Annotated in this window: 15 protein-coding genes, 1 tRNA gene and 1 other RNA gene; 13 read left to right on the forward strand and 4 right to left on the reverse strand. The window is 68.6% G+C overall.

Translation table 11 applies throughout. The features are described from left to right. Positions 1–12: 12 nt before the first annotated feature. Together PQI66_RS13705 and PQI66_RS13710 are read right to left on the reverse strand one after the other, a co-directional pair. Positions 13–822, reverse strand: a complete 810-nt coding sequence (locus PQI66_RS13705; RefSeq protein WP_339999081.1) for a crotonase/enoyl-CoA hydratase family protein — start codon at positions 820–822, stop codon at positions 13–15. A 121-nt stretch (positions 823–943) separates the two neighbouring features. Further along, positions 944–1,936: an ABC transporter substrate-binding protein gene (locus PQI66_RS13710; RefSeq protein WP_339999082.1), complete on the reverse strand. Its 993-nt coding sequence runs from the start codon at positions 1,934–1,936 to the stop codon at positions 944–946. A 49-nt stretch (positions 1,937–1,985) separates the two neighbouring features. Between PQI66_RS13710 and PQI66_RS13715 the strand changes: the two genes are divergently transcribed. The 11 genes from PQI66_RS13715 (at position 1,986) to PQI66_RS13765 (ending at position 14,247) form a co-directional block, all read left to right on the forward strand. Continuing rightward, entirely contained in the window at positions 1,986–2,705 is a 720-nt protein-coding gene (locus PQI66_RS13715) for a siderophore-interacting protein (protein ID WP_339999083.1), read from the forward strand. After that, a complete protein-coding gene (locus PQI66_RS13720; protein WP_339999084.1) occupies positions 2,702–3,520 on the forward strand; it encodes a helix-turn-helix domain-containing protein in 819 nt (272 codons plus the stop codon). Before PQI66_RS13715 ends, PQI66_RS13720 begins: the two co-directional genes overlap by 4 nt. A 124-nt stretch (positions 3,521–3,644) precedes the next feature. Then, the gene (locus tag PQI66_RS13725) at positions 3,645–4,685 is read left to right on the forward strand and encodes an iron-siderophore ABC transporter substrate-binding protein (protein WP_339999085.1); all 1,041 of its coding nucleotides are present in this window, start codon (positions 3,645–3,647) and stop codon (positions 4,683–4,685) included. A gap of 91 nt (positions 4,686–4,776) precedes the next feature. Next, positions 4,777–5,724 (forward strand): FecCD family ABC transporter permease, encoded by a 948-nt coding sequence (locus PQI66_RS13730; protein ID WP_339999183.1) that lies wholly within the window; start codon positions 4,777–4,779, stop codon positions 5,722–5,724. After that, the gene (locus PQI66_RS13735; protein WP_339999086.1) at positions 5,721–6,776 is read left to right on the forward strand and encodes a FecCD family ABC transporter permease; all 1,056 of its coding nucleotides are present in this window, start codon (positions 5,721–5,723) and stop codon (positions 6,774–6,776) included. Before PQI66_RS13730 ends, PQI66_RS13735 begins: the two co-directional genes overlap by 4 nt. Beyond that, positions 6,773–7,573, forward strand: a complete 801-nt coding sequence (locus PQI66_RS13740) for an ABC transporter ATP-binding protein (RefSeq protein WP_339999087.1) — start codon at positions 6,773–6,775, stop codon at positions 7,571–7,573. The genes PQI66_RS13735 and PQI66_RS13740 overlap by 4 nt, the downstream gene beginning before the upstream one ends. A gap of 103 nt (positions 7,574–7,676) precedes the next feature. Further along, a complete protein-coding gene (locus PQI66_RS13745) occupies positions 7,677–9,740 on the forward strand; it encodes an NAD(+) synthase (RefSeq protein WP_339999088.1) in 2,064 nt (687 codons plus the stop codon). A gap of 179 nt (positions 9,741–9,919) precedes the next feature. Further along, positions 9,920–10,945: a quaternary amine ABC transporter ATP-binding protein gene (locus PQI66_RS13750; RefSeq protein WP_339999089.1), complete on the forward strand. Its 1,026-nt coding sequence runs from the start codon at positions 9,920–9,922 to the stop codon at positions 10,943–10,945. Position 10,946: 1 nt separating this feature from the next. Beyond that, positions 10,947–11,810: an ABC transporter permease gene (locus PQI66_RS13755; RefSeq protein WP_339999090.1), complete on the forward strand. Its 864-nt coding sequence runs from the start codon at positions 10,947–10,949 to the stop codon at positions 11,808–11,810. A gap of 33 nt (positions 11,811–11,843) precedes the next feature. Then, positions 11,844–12,869, forward strand: coding sequence for a glycine betaine ABC transporter substrate-binding protein (locus PQI66_RS13760; protein ID WP_339999091.1), 1,026 nt, complete (start codon positions 11,844–11,846; stop codon positions 12,867–12,869). 94 nt (positions 12,870–12,963) lie between these two features. Beyond that, a complete protein-coding gene (locus PQI66_RS13765; protein ID WP_339999092.1) occupies positions 12,964–14,247 on the forward strand; it encodes an ATP-binding protein in 1,284 nt (427 codons plus the stop codon). On the opposite strand, the gene PQI66_RS13770 is transcribed toward PQI66_RS13765, so the two are convergent. After that, a complete protein-coding gene (locus PQI66_RS13770; protein WP_339999093.1) occupies positions 14,193–15,536 on the reverse strand; it encodes a D-serine ammonia-lyase in 1,344 nt (447 codons plus the stop codon). The two genes, PQI66_RS13765 and PQI66_RS13770, sit on opposite strands and share 55 nt — an antisense overlap. Before the next feature lie 144 nt (positions 15,537–15,680). After that, positions 15,681–15,769, reverse strand: a tRNA-Ser gene (locus PQI66_RS13775). A 146-nt stretch (positions 15,770–15,915) separates the two neighbouring features. Here PQI66_RS13775 and ffs point away from each other — a divergent pair. Further along, an RNA gene (ffs, locus tag PQI66_RS13780) (signal recognition particle sRNA small type) lies at positions 15,916–16,012 on the forward strand. Positions 16,013–16,150: 138 nt separating this feature from the next. After that, on the forward strand, positions 16,151–16,804 hold the full coding sequence (locus PQI66_RS13785; protein WP_339999094.1) for a dihydrofolate reductase family protein: 654 nt from the start codon (positions 16,151–16,153) through the stop codon (positions 16,802–16,804). The last annotated feature ends 106 nt before the right edge of the window (positions 16,805–16,910 follow it).

Raw genomic sequence — 16,910 nt, forward strand, 5'->3', positions numbered from 1 at the left:
AGAGACACACCTTCAGCGGACCGACCGTTTCCGGAACACGGGGGCGACCTTCTCCGTCGCCGCTTTCTGCGCGATCCGGGTGTTCTTCTCGGCGAGCAGCCGGAACTGACGCATGCGCTCGTGGAAGAATGTGGCGTAGGGGCCACGCGACCAGGTCTCGTCGACGAGCTTCTTGGTGTAGGCCACGGAATCTGGCGAGCGTGTCGCGATCACGGCGGCGAGTGCTTCGGCGTCCTGCAGGGGGTTCTCGGAGACCTCACTGGCCACCCCGTACTCCACCGCGGCCCGGCCGTCGAAGACCTCCCCGGTCATCGTGAGTTTCTTCAGCACGTCCGCCGGCAGCTGCTGCTTGAACGTCTGCATGCCCGACATGTCCGGGATCAGGCCCCACTTCGCCTCGAGGATGCTCCACTGGGCGTCGGCGGTGGTGAACCGCCAGTCCGCGGCGAGGGCCAGCTGCAGACCGCCCCCGAAGCAGTGGCCGTGCACAGCGGCGACCACGGGGACGGACAGGCGTCGGAACCCCCAGCACGCCTCCTGGAACTGGTTCGTGCCGCGCCACGGGCGGGACAGGAACGACAGCGCCATCGCCCCCGGTGTCTTCATCACCGTGCCGAAGTCCAGCCCGGCGCTGAAGGACCGTCCCTCACCCGACAGGACGACCGCACGGATCGTCCGGTCCTTCCGGATCCGGTGTGTGATGGCCACCAGTTCGTCGAGGATCTCCAGGGTGAGGGAGTTCAGCTTGTCCGGACGGTTGAGCCGGACGTGGGCGATCCGTGACGGCCCGTCGGTGATGGTGAGGGTGGGAAGGTCAGTCATGGCGACAACGCTAGGGCACGCAACCCGTCACCGCGGGCGAACGGGCGCAATCTGAGTCACCCCACAGGTCATCCCAGGTCGGTTTCGGTGACTCCTGCGACGGCTCAGATGACAGGAACGGTCAGCCACGTGCCTCGTCGACGGCAGTGAAGTTGTCGTCGAGGTCGTCGAGGGTCCACGGCACCGACTTCACGGTCGGCTGGCTCAACGACATGGCCGCGGTGCCGTCCGGCAGGTAGGCGGCACCGCTCTCGACCGCGGTGAGCTGGTCCCAGCCGTCGAGCTCGGACGGGTCGGTGCCGATGGCCCACATCGCCAGGAAGTCGGTGTTCAACAGGTTGATGTTCTCCTCGGCAATGAATGCGCGGGATCCGTCCTGACTGGCGTCCTTGATCTCCTCGGGGATGGTCATGCCGAGGTCGGTGAGGATCTCGTTGGCCGGGTCGGCGTCCGACGTGACGACGGCGAGCCCCTGGTCACTGACCTGGCCGAAGGCGGCGGTGGCGCCGTCCAGACCCGGATGCGCGTCCTTCGTCGCAGTGACCTTGTCATCGACCTCCCTGATCAGGTCGGCGGCCTCGTCGGTTTTCCCGAGGACCTCCCCCGCAAGTTCGGTGACCTCGCGCCAGTCGTCGCCCTGGGTGTTGTCACCGACCACGGCCACCGTCGGGGCGATGGCGTTGAGTTTGTCGTAGGTCGTCTGGTCGGGCACCCAACTGACGAAGATCACGTCCGGGTCCACGGCGGCGATGTCCTCGCTGGTCTCCCCACGGCCGTCGGCGCTCGAGGAGTAGGTCCTGACCTCACCGGAGTCGTTGCCGGCCCACGGGTAGTCCGCGTCGTACCCCTCGGTCCGGTACTCCACGCTCACCGGTGACCCGAGGGCACTGAAGGCGTCCGTCCAGGCGGGGGAGAAGCTGACGACGGTCTCCGGGGAGGTCGGGACGTCCGTGGTCCCCATGGAGTGGGTGACGGAGATGGTGTCCGAGGTGTCGGCGGCCGTCCCGTCGTCGGAGTCCGCGGAATCGTCCGTGGAGCAGGAGGTGAGGACGACCGCGGTGAGGAGAAGGGCACCGGCGGCGGCGTGGCGGTGGCGCGGGGCAAGTGTTGTCATGGAAGCGAAGCCTATACTAAGTTCTTTCACCATGGAATCCTTGACGTCCGTGAAGTCCGTCATTCGTGGGACCGGTCGGCAGCGCGCTCTGTTCAGCCCGACCGTGACAGTGGCAGGAAAAGAGGATCTGTCACCGGGGTTCACCCGGGTCACGCTGTCCGGTGACGCCCTCGCCGACTACCGGGACCCGTTCCCTGCGGACGGGTTCAAGTTGATGCTCGCGGACGACACGGAGGCCCCGCGCCGGGGTGAAGACGGTCTGCCGACCTGGCGGGGGGAGCAGCCCGTGCTGCGTGCGCTGCCGGATGCCGTGGACCGCGTCGTTCTCTGCGCTGACCCGGCGGGCCTGCCTGCGGCGGCGTCCATCGTCGATGCGCTGCCTTCCGACTGTGCCGCGGACCTGGTGGTGGACGTCCGGCACGACGGCGACCTGGCGTTGATCCCCCGTCGCGACACGGTGTCCGTGCATGTGGTGGACGACCTGGGTGAGGTCGGACCCGACCTGCTTCCGCACCTGAGGTCCTGCGGGCGTGTGCAGGGGTGGATCGCTGCGGAAACATCCGTCGTCCGCCATCTGCGTGGTGTCCTGAAGAACGGGTGGGGTGTCGCTGCGGCGGACATGCTCGCCCGCGCCTACTGGACGGAGGGGCGTGACGGTACGGCCCAGGACGCCGCCGACCTGGTGTCCTTCCGACGTGCCGTCGAGGCAGGTGGGGACGTCCGTGATCCCGAGCTCGCCGAACGTATCAGCCTGGACGGTGACCGGTGACGACGGACCGGAGGGACCTTCCGGTCTACCGGGCGGGGGAGCTGACGTTCCCGGTACGGGCCTTCGGTCGCGACGAGGTGCTGGCACGTGACACCGTCTGGGGTGAGCACTCCCATCCGACCCACGAACTGCTCTGGCACGACGCCGGTTCCGGGGTCGTGCGGGTGGGGCGGCGTCTGTGGACCGTCGTCGGCGGGGTCGCGCTGTGGATCCCGGCCGGGTTGGTGCACTCCGGGCGGGCCCGTGCAGGGTCCCGGCAGCGTACCGTGCACTTCACGCTGGACACTCCGGTCCTGGGGTCCGGGCCGGTTGCCGTGGAGCTGACCCCGCTGCTCGGGTTGCTCATCGACCGGCTCGGAACCGAGGGCATCGGTGAGGAGTCCCGGCAGCTCACCGAACGTATGGTCCTTGACGTCATCCGGCCGTCAGGGCGGGAGCTGGTGCTGGAGTTGCCGTCCTCCGAGCTGATCAGCCCCATCGTCCGGACGGTGCGCGATGATCCGGCGGACCAGACGACACTGAGCGTCTGGGCGGGGCGCATCGGTGTGAGCTCGAAGACGGTGACCCGCACCTTCGAGGCGGAGACCGGTCTGGGGTTCAGCCGGTGGATGGCAATGGCCCGGGTGAAGCATGCCGTGGCGATGCTGGGTGCCGGCCAGGAGGTCGCCGAGGTCGCCGAACAGGTCGGTTACCGGTCGGCCAGTGCGTTCATCTCCGCCTTCCGCCGCGTCACCGGGACCACGCCGGGGCAGTTCCGGGGCGGGGACGTGACCAGCGCGGGGAACGGGAACGACATGTCCGTTCTGAGCAATTGACTGTCCCCGATAAGCGATTGCGGCAGGGTGCCTCCCGCGGTTACTTTGATCAGGCATGCCTAAAAACGGGGTAGTCCCCCGGGGCGTCCCTGACGTTTCCTCCTGCCGAAAGGTGTCCCTCACCATGACCAGACCACTCCGAATCCTGCTGGTCGCCCTCACGGCGATCTTCGGGCTCGTCCTGACCGCCTGTTCGTCCGACGGCTCTGACGGCACCGACAGCACCGACGGATCCGGGGGTGACGGCGGCACGATCACCATCGAGCACGCCTTCGGCACCACCGAGATCGACGGCACGCCGGACCGCGTCGCCACCGTCCAGTTCGAGAACCAGGAGGTCCCCCTGGCCCTCGGCGTGGTCCCGGTGGGCATGGCCAAGGCCAACTTCGGCGGCTCCGACGTGCTGCCCTGGGTGCAGGAGAAGCTCGACGAGCTCGGTGCCACCGGCGACGAGGCCCCCGTCCTGTTCGACGAGACCGACGGCATCGACTTCGAGGCCGTCTCCGACACCGCCCCGGACGTGATCCTCGCCGGCTACTCCGGGCTTACGCAGGAGGACTACGACAAGCTCTCCGAGATCGCCCCGACCGTCCCCTTCCCCAAGGACCAGGTCGCCTGGGGTACCCCGTGGCGCGAGAACATCGAGATCGAGTCGAAGGCCATCGGCAAGGAGGACGAGGGCAAGGACCTCATCGCCGACCTCGAGTCGCAGATCGCCGAGGTCGCCGACGCCCACCCGGAGATCAAGGGCAAGAAGACGATGTTCCTCACCCACGTGGAGATCGGCGACCTGAGCAAGGTCAGCTTCTACACCACCCACGACACCCGCCCGATGTTCTTCGGGGACCTGGGCATGGAGGCCCCGGACTCCATCAAGGACTTCTCCGAGGGCAACGACTCCTTCAGCGGCACCGTCAGCACCGAGCAGGCGGACGTGTTCGACGACGTCGACATCATCGTCACCTACGGCGACCGGGAACTGCTCGACGCGATGAAGGACAACCCCGTGCTCGGCCATATCCCCGCCATCAGGAACGACGCCGTGGTCCTGCTGGGGAACGACGAGCTCGGTACCGCCGCGATGCCCACCCCGCTCGGCATCCCCTACATCCTCGACGACTACGTCACGGCCCTCTCCGACGCCGCCACCAAGAGTGACAACTGACACCGCCGCGACGACGGCGGAGCGCCTGCGCCGCTCCACGACACTGCGCACCTTCTGGCTGCTCCTCGCCGTCGTCGTCCTGATCGTCGTCATGGCACTGTCCACCGCCGTCGGATCCCGCAGCGTCGGACTCTCCGACATCCTCGCCGCCTACTGGAGTACCGCCGGGGGCTCCGTCGAGGGGTACGACCAGGCGGCCGTCGCCACGCGCATCCCCCGCACCGTCCTGGCCGTCATCGCCGGGGCGGCGCTCGGCGTCACCGGTGCGGTGATGCAGGGCGTGACCCGCAACCCCCTGGCGGACCCCGGCATCCTCGGGGTGAACACCGGAGCCGCGCTGGCCGTGGTGCTGGGCATGGTCTATCTCAGCATCAGCACCGCGTCGCAGCAGATCTGGGTGGCGATGGCGGGGGCCGCGGTCACCGCCGTGTTCGTCTACGTCATCGGCTCGCTGGGCCACGGCGGGGCCACACCCCTGAAACTCGCCCTCGCCGGGTCAGCCACGGCGGCGGCGCTGACCTCGTTCATCAGCGCGGTCATGCTGACCCGCACCGACCTCGTCGACCAGGCCCGCGACTGGCAGATCGGCGGCGTCGGCGGCGGGACGTGGGAGTCCGTCCGGCTGGTCGCCCCGTTCCTCGTCGTCGGCTTCCTCGTCTGCCTGCTCTCCGCACGCGGCCTGAACTCCCTCGCCCTCGGCGACGAACTCGCCGCCGGGCTGGGGGAGCGGGTCGCCGTCACCCGCGCCGCCGCAGCCCTCGGCGCGGTGATCCTCTGCGGGGCGGTGACGGCGGTGACCGGGCCTGTCGGGTTCGTCGGTCTGGTCGTCCCGCACGCCTGCCGACTGCTCGTCGGGGTGGACCACCGGTGGCTGATCCCGTTCGCCGCCGTGTCGGGAGCGGCACTCCTGGTGGCCGCCGACATCCTGGGCCGCATCGTCGCCCGGCCGGCGGAACTGGAGGTCGGCATCCTCACCGCGCTCATCGGCGCACCCGTGTTCATCGCCATCGTCCGACGTCAGAAGGTGCGTGCCCTGTGACAACCGTCAGCACCGTCAGCACCGTGGCTGCCGTCGCCGCCGAACGCCGCGGGCGCCACCGCCGCTGGTGGACGCTCGTCGCCGTCCTCTCCATCCTCGTCGCCGCCGTCTACCTGGTGTCCCTGTGCGTAGGGCACACCTTCTACCCGCCGGGGGACGTGTGGCGCGTCGCCACCGGCGAGACAGTGCCCGGTGCGAGCTTCACCGTCGGACGTCTGCGCCTGCCGCGCGCGTCCCTGGCCGTGGTCTGCGGACTCGCCTTCGGCCTCGGCGGCGTGGTCTTCCAGACCATGCTGCGCAACCCGCTGGCCAGCCCGGACATCATCGGCATCAGCTCCGGTGCGTCCGCCGCCGCGGTCTTCGCCATCCTGGCGCTGTCGTTGAGCCGCGCGGCGGTCTCCGCCTTCGCCATCGCCGCGGGACTGGGTGTGGCACTGCTGGTCTTCGCCCTCGCCTGGAAAGGCGGCGTCGCCGGGACGCGGCTGATCCTCGTCGGCATCGGCGTGTCCGCGATCCTCACCAGCCTCACGAACTGGCAGCTGTCCACCGCGCAGAGCTGGGACACCCAGACCGCGATGCGCTGGCTCACCGGCAGCCTCAACAACGCCGCCTGGAACGACGTCCGCCTCGTCCTCGTCGCGGTGGTCGTCCTGACTCCGGTGCTCCTGGCGCAGTGGCGCAACCTGTCGGTCACCCAGCTCGGCGACGACACCGCCGGCGCCCTCGGCGTGCGGGTCTCCCTGACCCGGCTGGTGCTCGTGGTCGCCGCCGTCGGACTGATCGCCTTCGCCACCGCCGCGGCGGGGCCCGTCGCCTTCGTGTCCTTCCTCGCCGGACCGATCGCCGCCCGCCTGGTCGGGCCGGGCACGAACCTGCTGATCCCGGCGGCCCTTGTGGGCGCGCTGCTCGTCCTCGTCGCGGACGTCGCCGGCCAGTGGGCCTTCGACGCCCGCTACCCGGTCGGCGTCGTCACCGGAGTGCTCGGCGCGCCGTACCTGATCTACCTCATCATCCGCACCAACCGCCGCACCGCCGCAGGAGGCACGCTGTGACCGCTGACCATGCACTGACCGTCGAGAGCCTGCGCCTCGGTTACGGCGACCGGACCGTCATCGACGGCATCGACCTGTCCGTCCTGCCCGGCAAGGTCACCGGCATCATCGGGGCGAACGCCTGCGGCAAGTCCACGCTGCTGAAGTCGATGTCCCGGCTGCTCAAGCCGTCCGCGGGCCACGTCCTGCTCGACGGGAAGGACGTGCACTCCCGCCCGGCGAAGGAACTCGCCCGCACCCTCGGCCTGCTGCCGCAGTCACCGATCGCCCCGGAGGGCATCACCGTCGCCGACCTGGTGGGACGGGGACGCCACCCGCACCAGGGCATCATGACCCGCTGGTCGACCGCCGACGACGAGGCCGTGGCCTTCGCCCTCGACACCACCGGCACCGCCGCGCTGGCCGACCGCGCCGTCGACGAACTCTCCGGCGGTCAGCGTCAGCGCGTGTGGATCGCCATGGCACTGGCGCAGCAGACCGACCTGATGCTGCTGGACGAGCCCACGACCTTCCTCGACGTGTCTCACCAGGTCGAGGTGCTGGACCTGCTCACCGACCTCAACGAGACCTCGGGGATCACCATCGTGATGGTGCTGCACGACCTGAATCTCGCCGCGCGCTACTGCGACCAGGTGGTGATGATCGCCGACGGGGGAGTGGAGGCGGTCGGTGCGCCGTCCGAGATCTTCACCGAGGAGCGGGTGTCGGCGGTGTTCGGGCTGCGGTCCCGGATCATCGAGGACCCGGTCTCCGGCACGCCGCTGGTGTTGCCGATCGGACGTCACCGGGTGCGGTGAGCGGTCGTCCGGGCTGAGACAACCACGCCAGGGTGTTCTGAGCCGGCCATAACACCCTGGCGTGGTCGTCCCGCTGGTGGGGACACCTGGCACACTGGTCACCATGCCTGACACTCCATCCACCGGCGCCTACGCCCACGGTTTCGCCCGGGTCGCCGCCGCCACCGTCCCGGTCGCCGTCGCCGACCCGGCCACGAACGCCCGCACGGTCCTCGACACCGCCGCGGACCTCCACGACGACCACGTCGCCGTCGCCGTCTTCCCCGAGCTCTGCCTCACCGGCTACGCCATCGACGACCTCGTCATGCAGGACGTGCTGCTCGACGCGGTCACCGACGCCCTGCAGACCATCACCACCGCGTCCGAGAAGCTTTTCCCGGTGCTGGTCGTCGGTGCGCCGCTGGCCCACGGCAACCGCCTGTACAACTGCGCGGTCGTGATCCACCGCGGCCGGGTCCTGGGCGTGACCCCGAAGTCGCACCTGCCCACCTACCGCGAGTTCTACGAGCGCCGCTGGTACGCGCCGGGCGACGACGTGCGTGGCGGCCGCATCCGTGTCGGGGAGGTGGACGTCCCCTTCGGCACGGACCTCCTCTTCGAGGCGCAGGACGTCCCGGACCTCACCGTGCACGCCGAGATCTGCGAGGACATGTGGGTGCCCGTCCCACCGTCGTCGGTGGCGGCGCTGCACGGGGCGACCGTCCTGCTGAACCTCTCCGGCAGCCCGATCACGGTGCAGCGGGCCGAGGACCGGCACCTGCTGGCACGTTCGGCGTCCTCCCGGAACCTGGCGGCGTACGTCTACGCCGCCGCCGGTCAGGGCGAGTCCACCAACGACGTGTCCTGGGACGGTCTGACGATGGTGTACGAGCGCGGCGTGCTGCTGGAGGAGACCGAGCGTTTCCCCGACGGCCCGCGGGCCAGTGTCGCCGACGTGGACGTCCGCGGGCTGCGCGCCGCGCGGATCCGGCAGGGCACCTTCGACGACAACCGCCGTGCCATGGCTGGCACGTCGGACGCCACCTTCCGGACCGTCGGTTTCACGCTCAACGCGCCGGCAGCGGACGTGGGCCTGCGTCGGGACGTCGCCCGGTTCCCGTTCGTGCCCGGTGACCCGGCACGCCTGGCGCAGGACTGCTACGAGACCTTCAACATCCAGGTCTCCGGCCTGGTCCAGCGGCTGCAGGCCATCGGGAACCCGCGCCCGGTGATCGGGGTGTCCGGCGGGCTGGACTCCACCCACGCGCTGCTCGTCGTGGCACGGGCGATGGACCGCACCGGGCGTCCGCGCTCCGACATCCTGGCGTACACCATGCCGGGTTTCGCCACGAGCGACCACACGAAGTCGAATGCGGTGGCACTCGCCGAGGCCCTGGGGGCGACGATCGAGACCCTGGACATCCGGCCCGCGGCCACGGAGATGCTCCGGCAGATGGGGCACCCGGCGGGGGAGGGTGAGCCGGTCTACGACGTGACCTTCGAGAACGTGCAGGCAGGCCTGCGCACCGACTACCTGTTCCGGCTGGCGAACCACCTCGGCGGTGTCGTCGTGGGCACCGGTGACCTCTCCGAGTTCGCGCTGGGCTGGTGCACCTACGGTGTCGGCGACCAGATGAGCCACTACGCGGTGAACTCCGGGGTGCCGAAGACGCTGATCCAGCACCTGATCCGCTGGGTCATCGCCGACGGCACCGTGGTCGGGGAGGACGCCGCGGCGGTGCTGCGCTCGGTGCTCGACACCGAGATCAGTCCGGAGCTGGTGCCTGCGGGGCCGGACGGCCAGGTGCAGTCCACCGAGGACACGATCGGGCCGTACGCCCTGCACGACTTCACGCTGTGGCACGTGCTGCGCGGGATGCGGCCGTCCACGATCGCCTTCCTGGCGTGGCACGCGTGGCGGGACGCGGCGGTGGGGCAGTGGCCGGCCGGGTTCCCCGACGGGGACCGCTACGCCTACGACCTGGACACGATCGTGGCGTGGGAGCGGACGTTCCTGCAGCGCTTCTTCGGTTTCGCCCAGTTCAAGCGCACGGCGGTACCGAACGGGCCGAAGGTGTCGCCGGCGGGGTCACTGTCGCCGCGGGGTGACTGGCGTGCGCCGTCGGACGGTAACGCACGGGCGTGGCTGGCGGAGCTGGACCGCGCCTACCCCGATGTGGGGGCCTGACGTCACGGTGTGTCGCCGGTCGCCGTCGTTGCTGGTGGGTAGGCATTTTCTGATCCAAAATATCCAGAACAATTCCAGGATTAACCCAGTATTCCATCGGGAAACTCGCAATCCCCTTCAGTAGTCAATAAGCTTGTTCATTAGCGATGAGCATTCCTGACGTTGGAGGCGAGAAACGCATGACTGTTGTGAGTGCATCCCACGTTTACAAGGTGTTCGGGAGAAATGGCCCTGAGGTGGTCAGACGCATCGAGGACGGGGTCGACCGGAAAGACCTGAAGTCCCTGGGGAACGCTGCCGTCGTCGACGCGAGTTTCGAGGTGAACAAGGGTGAGATCTTCGTGGTCATGGGACTGTCCGGTTCCGGGAAGTCCACCCTGATCCGCATGATCAACGGGCTGTGGACGCCCACCGCCGGCACCATCGAGGTGGCGGGGAAGGACATCTCGGCGATGGGGAAACAGGAACTTCGTGACCTGCGCAAGAGTCACATCTCCATGGTCTTCCAGCACTTCGCCCTACTGCCGCACCGCACCGTCCGGGACAACGCCGCCTACTCGCTGGAGATCCAGGGGGTCGAGAAGAAGAAGCGGCAGGATCAGGCCGACCACTGGCTGCGCCAGGTCGGCCTCGACGGTTGGGCCGACAGCCTCCCCGGCGAACTCTCCGGGGGCATGCAGCAACGGGTGGGTCTGGCCCGCGCCCTGGCCGCGGAGACCGAGATTCTGTTGATGGACGAGGCCTTCTCCGCGCTGGACCCGCTGATCCGCACGGAAATGCAGGGGCAGCTGCTCGAGCTGCAGCGTGACCTGGGCAAGACGATCATCTTCATCAGCCACGACCTCAACGAGGCGATGCGCCTCGGCGACCGGATCGCGATCATGCGTGACGGCCGGATCGCCCAGATTGGCACGGCCAACGAGATCCTCACCCGTCCCGCCGACGACTACGTGCGTGACTTCCTCGCCGACGTCGACCGTACGCGCGTGCTCACCGCGCGCAACCTGATGGAACCGACGGGGCCGGAGACGGCCGACGCGACGGCGTCGCTCCCGACGGTCGCGGTCGGCAGCCTCCTGTCGGAGGTCTGCGGCGTCGCCGCCGGGTCCGACGGCGGGAGCGTGGCGGTCGTCGAGGACGGTGCCGTGGTCGGGATCATCGACCAGTCGACGCTGGTGCGGACGATGGCGGGGAAGGTGGCCTGACATGGACACCTTCCTCAACCCGGACATCCCCGTCGGCCGCTGGGTCGCGGACTTCATCGACTGGTTCACCTCCGCGGCCTCCGGCCTGCTGGACTTCATCGGCACGGTGCTCGGCGGCATGTACGACGGCGTCTACGCCGTCCTCGGCGCTCCGGTCTACCTGGTGATGACGGTGATCCTCGGGGTCATCGCCTGGTTCGCCGCCGGGTGGCGGGTGGCACTGTTCACCCTGCTGGGTTTCTACCTGGTGCGCGCGGTCAACGAGTGGAACCAGGCCATGCAGACGCTGTCCATGGTCATCGTGGCGGTGGCCATCGCCGTGGTGATCGCGGTGCCGCTGGGTATCTGGGCGGCGAAGTCGCGGACGGTGTCGGCGATCGTCAAACCCGTCCTGGACTTCATGCAGGCGATGCCAGCCCTGGCCTACCTGATACCGATCATCGTGATCTTCGGCATCGGCGAGGTGCCGGGGATGATCGCCACCCTGATCTTCTGCCTGCCCCCCGGTGTGCGCTTCACCCAGCTGGGTATCCGGCAGGTGGACCGGGAGACCGTCGAGGCAGGCAACGCCTTCGGTGCCACACCACGGCACATCCTGTTCCGCATCGAGCTGCCCCTGGCGCTGCCCACCATCATGGCGGGCATCAACCAGGTCATCATGCTGGCCCTGTCGATGGTTGTGCTCGCCGGCATGGCGGGCGCGGCCGGGTTGGGAAAGGACGTCACCGCGGCGATCCAGAGCCTGAACATCCCCCTCGGTGTGAACGCCGGCGTGGCCGTCGTGATCCTGGCGATCTTCCTCGACCGGGTGACCGCCGGTCTGGGCAACCGTACACCCCTGGCGAAAGCCAGACAGTCGGCGTGACGGCCGACAACCCACAACGTCAAGGAGAAGAGAATGACCACCACAGTCAGAACCACCACCGGACGCACCGCCCGCAGGACAGCGTCCCTCGGCGCACTGCTCGTGACCACCGCCCTGGTCGTCTCGGCCTGCGGGGCCGACAACGAGGGCGGCGGTGACGGAGACACCGCCGACCCGTCGGAGGGTGCCTCGGCGTTCGCCGACTGCACGCCCGGCGAGGAGTCGTCGGACGTCGCCGACCTCGACGTCGACGACGACAAGGAGATCTCGATCGCCGCCTTCAACGGCTGGGACGAGTCCTTCGCCGCCTCCCACCTGCTCAAGCATGTCCTGGAGGAGGACGGCTACACCGTCACCGTCGAAGGGTACGACGCCGCACCGGCGTACACCGGGGTGGCTCAGGGTGACATGGACCTGTTCATGGACGGCTGGCTGCCCGTCACCCACGACACCTACATCGAGCAGTACGGTGACGACCTGGAGGCCCAGGGCTGCTGGTACAACAACGCCATCCTGAGCATCGCCGTCAACGACGATTCACCGGCACAGTCCATCGCCGACCTCGCGGACATGGGCGACGAGTACGGTAACCGGATCGTCGGTATCGACGAGGGTGCCGGCCTGACCAGGCAGACCCGCGAGGAGGCGATCCCGACCTACGGCCTGGACGACTACGACTTCCAGACGTCGTCGACGCCGGCGATGCTCGCCGAACTGAAGAAGGCCACGGACGCCGACGACAACATCGCCGTGACGCTGTGGCGTCCGCACTGGGCCTACGACGCCTTCCCGGTCCGTGACCTGGAGGACCCGGAGGGCGCGATGGGCGGGGCGGAGAACATCTACAACTTCTCCCGTACCGGCTTCTCCGACGACAACCCCTACGTGTCCCAGCTGCTGAAGAACCTCGTCCTCGATGACGAGCACCTGTCGTCGCTGGAGAACGTGATGTTCTCCGAGGAGAACTACAACGGGGAGAACATGGACGAGGCCGTCGCCGAGTGGCTGGACGACAACCCGGACTTCGTCGACGACTGGAAGTCCGGCTCGTTGTCGTAGTCTGCGTAATCGTCGAGTAGAAACCTGCGTAACCGTCGAGTAGAACGCTGCGTAACCGTCGACTAGTCAGCGTTTTCCCTGTACAGTGGCCTGCATGGTGTCATACTTGCCAAGGGTCGTTGACGACGAGTTGAGGATGCTCCTTGAGGGCGTCCCCGCCATCGCGTTGCAGGGGCCGAAGGGTGTCGGGAAGACCGCGAGTGCCGAGCGATTCGCTACGTCGGTTCTGCGTCTTGACCGCCCCGGACAGCTGGAGACGCTCAAGGCGGACCGTGGCGTCATCGACAGTCTCGATCCTCCGGTGCTCGTCGACGAGTGGCAACTGGACCCTCCGATCTGGGACGCGGTGAGACGTAGCGTCGACGATGACCGCTCACCGGGGCGATTCCTCATGACCGGCAGCGCGAATCCGCGTGATACGCGGGTGCATTCAGGAGCCGGTCGGATCGTCAACCTGCGGATGAGGCCGTTGAGTTTCTCCGAGCGGCAGCTGGAGAACCCCACCGTCAGTCTCCGCGGATTGCTGGAGGGTACGCAGGAGGTTGTCGGTGGCCGGACAGCGGTCACTCTCGTGGACTACACGCGCGAGATACTCGCCTCCGGGTTCCCGGGGATCCGGGAAGGCGCGGACAGGTTCAGGATGCGGGAACTGGGTGGTTACCTGGACCTGGCGCTGTCGCAGGAGGTGCCCGCACTGGGCATCGTCCACCGTCGGCCACAGTCGTTGCGTTCCTGGTTGCAGGCGTACGCGGCGGCGACCTCGACGACAGCGTCGTTCCAGTCCATCGCGGACGCAGTCTCGCCCACGGAACGGCCCTCCAAGGACACGGTGCTTGACTACCGGGATGCACTGTCGAACCTCTGGCTGCTTGATCCGGTGCCCGCGTGGTCGCCGCGCGGAGTGGGGGTCAAGCGACTTGGCAGCGCCCCCAAACACCAGTTGGCGGACCCTGCCTTGGCGGCGAGACTTCTGGGGGCCACGCAACGAAGTCTCCTGGGGAGCACGACCGATGCTGACCGGCTGCCGGAGTTCCGGAAGTTCCGGGACGGCCCACTCCTCGGGGCACTGTTCGAGGCGTTGGTGACCTTGTCCGTACGTGTGCTGGCGCAGGCATTGGACCTGGAGGTGACCCACCTGCGTACCCAAGGCGGTGACCGCGAGGTGGACATGATCCTGACGTCGGACGAGGGGGACATCATCGCTGTCGAGGTGAAGCTCGCCGAGGACGTCGGGTCCCGTGACGTGAGGCACCTCAACTGGCTTCACCAGCAACTCAGTGACAGGATCATCGACAAAGTGATCGTCACCACCGGTGAGTTCGCCTACCGGCGTGACGACGGTGTCGCGGTCGTGCCCTTGGCGCTCCTCGGCCCGTGAGTCAGCAGTCGCCGTCCCGTCTCGAGCAGGTCGGCGAACTCGTCGTCCGGCATCAGTGCACCACCGGTGAGCCAGGCGACGTGGGTGCCGGAGGTGTCGCCGAGGCACCCCGCCGCACGCAGACCCGCGCAGGCGGACGGCTCCAGACGCAGGTCCGCGGTGTCGCGCGCGAGCGCCAGGGTGCGCAGCAGGTCGTCGTCGGTGACGGTGGCGTAGCCGGCGATGAGGTGGCCGACGGTCGCCCCGACGAAACCGGAGGGACGGCCCACGGCCAGTCCGTCGGCGACGGTGAGCCCGCCGCGGCCGATGTCGGACACGCTGACCGCGTCGTCCAACCCGGTGAGCCTGCCGAGCAGGAAGGCGGGCATGTCCACCGGTTCGACGAACACGCAGCGCACGGCGTCGCCGAGGACGGTGGACAGTCCGTAGGTGATGCCGCCGGGAGCGCCGCCGATGCCGCAGGGGAGGTAGACGGTGAGCGGGTGGTCGTCGTCGACGATGACGGAGGTCGCGGCGAGTTGTCCGGCGAGGCGGCGTCCGGCGACGGCGTAGCCGGCGAAGAGGCTGCGGGAGTTCTCGTCGTCGATGAAGTGGGCGGCCGGGTCCGCCTCCGCGGCGGAGCGTCCGGCGTGGACCGCCTCGGTGAAGTCCGTCTCGTGCTCGACGACCTCCACGCCGGACGTGCGGAGTCTGTCCTTCTTCCACTGTTTGGCGTCGTGTGACATGTGCACGGTGACGGAGAAGCCCAGGACCGCGCCCATCAGGCCGATGGACATGCCGAGGTTCCCGGTCGAGCCGACGACGATCCGTCGCGTCGCCATCCGCTGCCGGACGGCGGGGTCGAGGAAGGCGAGGGGGCCGTCGGAGACGTCGATCCCCAGGTCAGTGGCGACGGTGAGTGCGGTCTCGAGGACCTCGTGGATGCCGCCGCGGGACTTCACCGACCCGCTGACCGCGAGGGCGTCGTCCCGTTTGACCCACAGGTTCCGGGGGACGGCACGGCCGAACGCATCCTCGAGCGTTGCGCTGAGAGCGGAGACCTTGGTCAGCGGTGACTCGATGACCCCGCCGACAGGGCGGGTCTCCGGGAACAGCTCCTCGAAGAGCGGGGCGAACCAGCGGAACCGTTCCTCGGCGGCGTCGACCGCCCCGGCCAGGTCGTCGAACGGCACGTCGGGGGTCGGCGAGTCGGTGTGTCCGGGCACCCAGACGGTGGGACGGCCGGCGACGAGATCATCGAACACGACGCGGGCGCGGTCGGAGGACAGTGAGTCCCGGAGAGTCTGCATGGCGACCCAGTGTAGAGCGAGTGGTGCGTGGGAGCGTACCGGAACCGGCCTGCGGCTGTCGTCGGACGGTGGAATCGGGTACGCGCGCACGCACGCCTGCCCGGCAACGCGAAAACCCCCGGTCCGAAGACCGGGGGTTTCCTGTGGCGGAGGATAGGGGATTTGAACCCCTGAGGGATGTGACTCCCGCACGCGTTCCAGGCGTGTGACATAGGCCGCTAGTCGAATCCTCCGCCGAGAAATATACACACGACGGTGCCTGAGATGCAAAACTGCTGTTCGCCCGAGGGATCCGTGCGACGACAGGCCTCGGCGGCGCCGGTCCGGAGTCGGGACGGCCGCAATGTTGGCTCCGGATGCGACCACTTGCTACCATGAGGGCCGGACGCCGCGCGGCGTGCATCTTGTGAACTCCCCCAGGGCAGGAATGCAGCAAGGGTCAACGAGCTCTGGCGGGTGCGCGGTGTCCTTGAACTTTTTCTGCCCCTGGTTGTGCCCGGGGTGCCGGGGTGGGGTCCGGGGGAACTTTGTGGTCGGGGTCGTTGTCCTGGTGGCTGCGGTCCGGCCGGTCTATAGTTCACCTCAGCAGACAACCGAACATTCCGGGAGCGACGATGGCCCGCACGAGAGTCCACAACCTGTTCGTGTCCTCCGACGGTTACGCGGCCGGGGACCACGTGACCTTCGAGAAACCGATCGGGGACGCGACCGCGCTGTTCAGCCGTTTCGACGGCCGGGTCATCGACGGCATCCAGGGACTCGGCGACGGCGGCGGTCCCGTCACCGCAGACCATGCGCTGTTCAGCATGTGGGGCCAGGGGATCGGCGCCGAGATCATGGGCCGGCGGAAGTTCGGCCCGCAGACCGGTCCGTGGCCGGACGACGGGTGGGAGGGGTGGTGGGGAGAGGAGCCGCCGTTCCGCACGCCGGTCTTCGTGCTGACCCATCATCCGCGGGAACCGATCGAGTTCGCCAACGGCACGAGTTTCCACTTCGTGGACGTCTCCCCCGCCGAGGCGCTGCGTCTGGCGGGTGCGGCGGCGTCCGGCCAGGACGTGCGGATCGGCGGCGGCCCGTCGACGGTGCGTGAGTTCCTGCAGGCGGACCTCGTCGACTTCCTCCACGTCATCACCATTCCGGTCGTCCTCGGGGCGGGGGTGCGGCTGTGGGACGGGCTTGCCGGGCTGGAGGAGCGGTTCAGCGTCGAAACGGTGGGGACGTCCTCCGGGCTCACCCATCAGTTGTGGAACAGGGTTCCCCGCGACTGACCCCGTCCTCCGCCCCAGATGACAGACCTCCGGCGTCGCGGAGCCACATCCTGTCGGTTCTCGGCATGTCCCACTACACTCGAGCGGAACACACCCGTCGAAGTCG

It is taken from the genome of Corynebacterium sp. USCH3 (genome assembly GCF_037619475.1).
Classification (GTDB): domain Bacteria; phylum Actinomycetota; class Actinomycetes; order Mycobacteriales; family Mycobacteriaceae; genus Corynebacterium.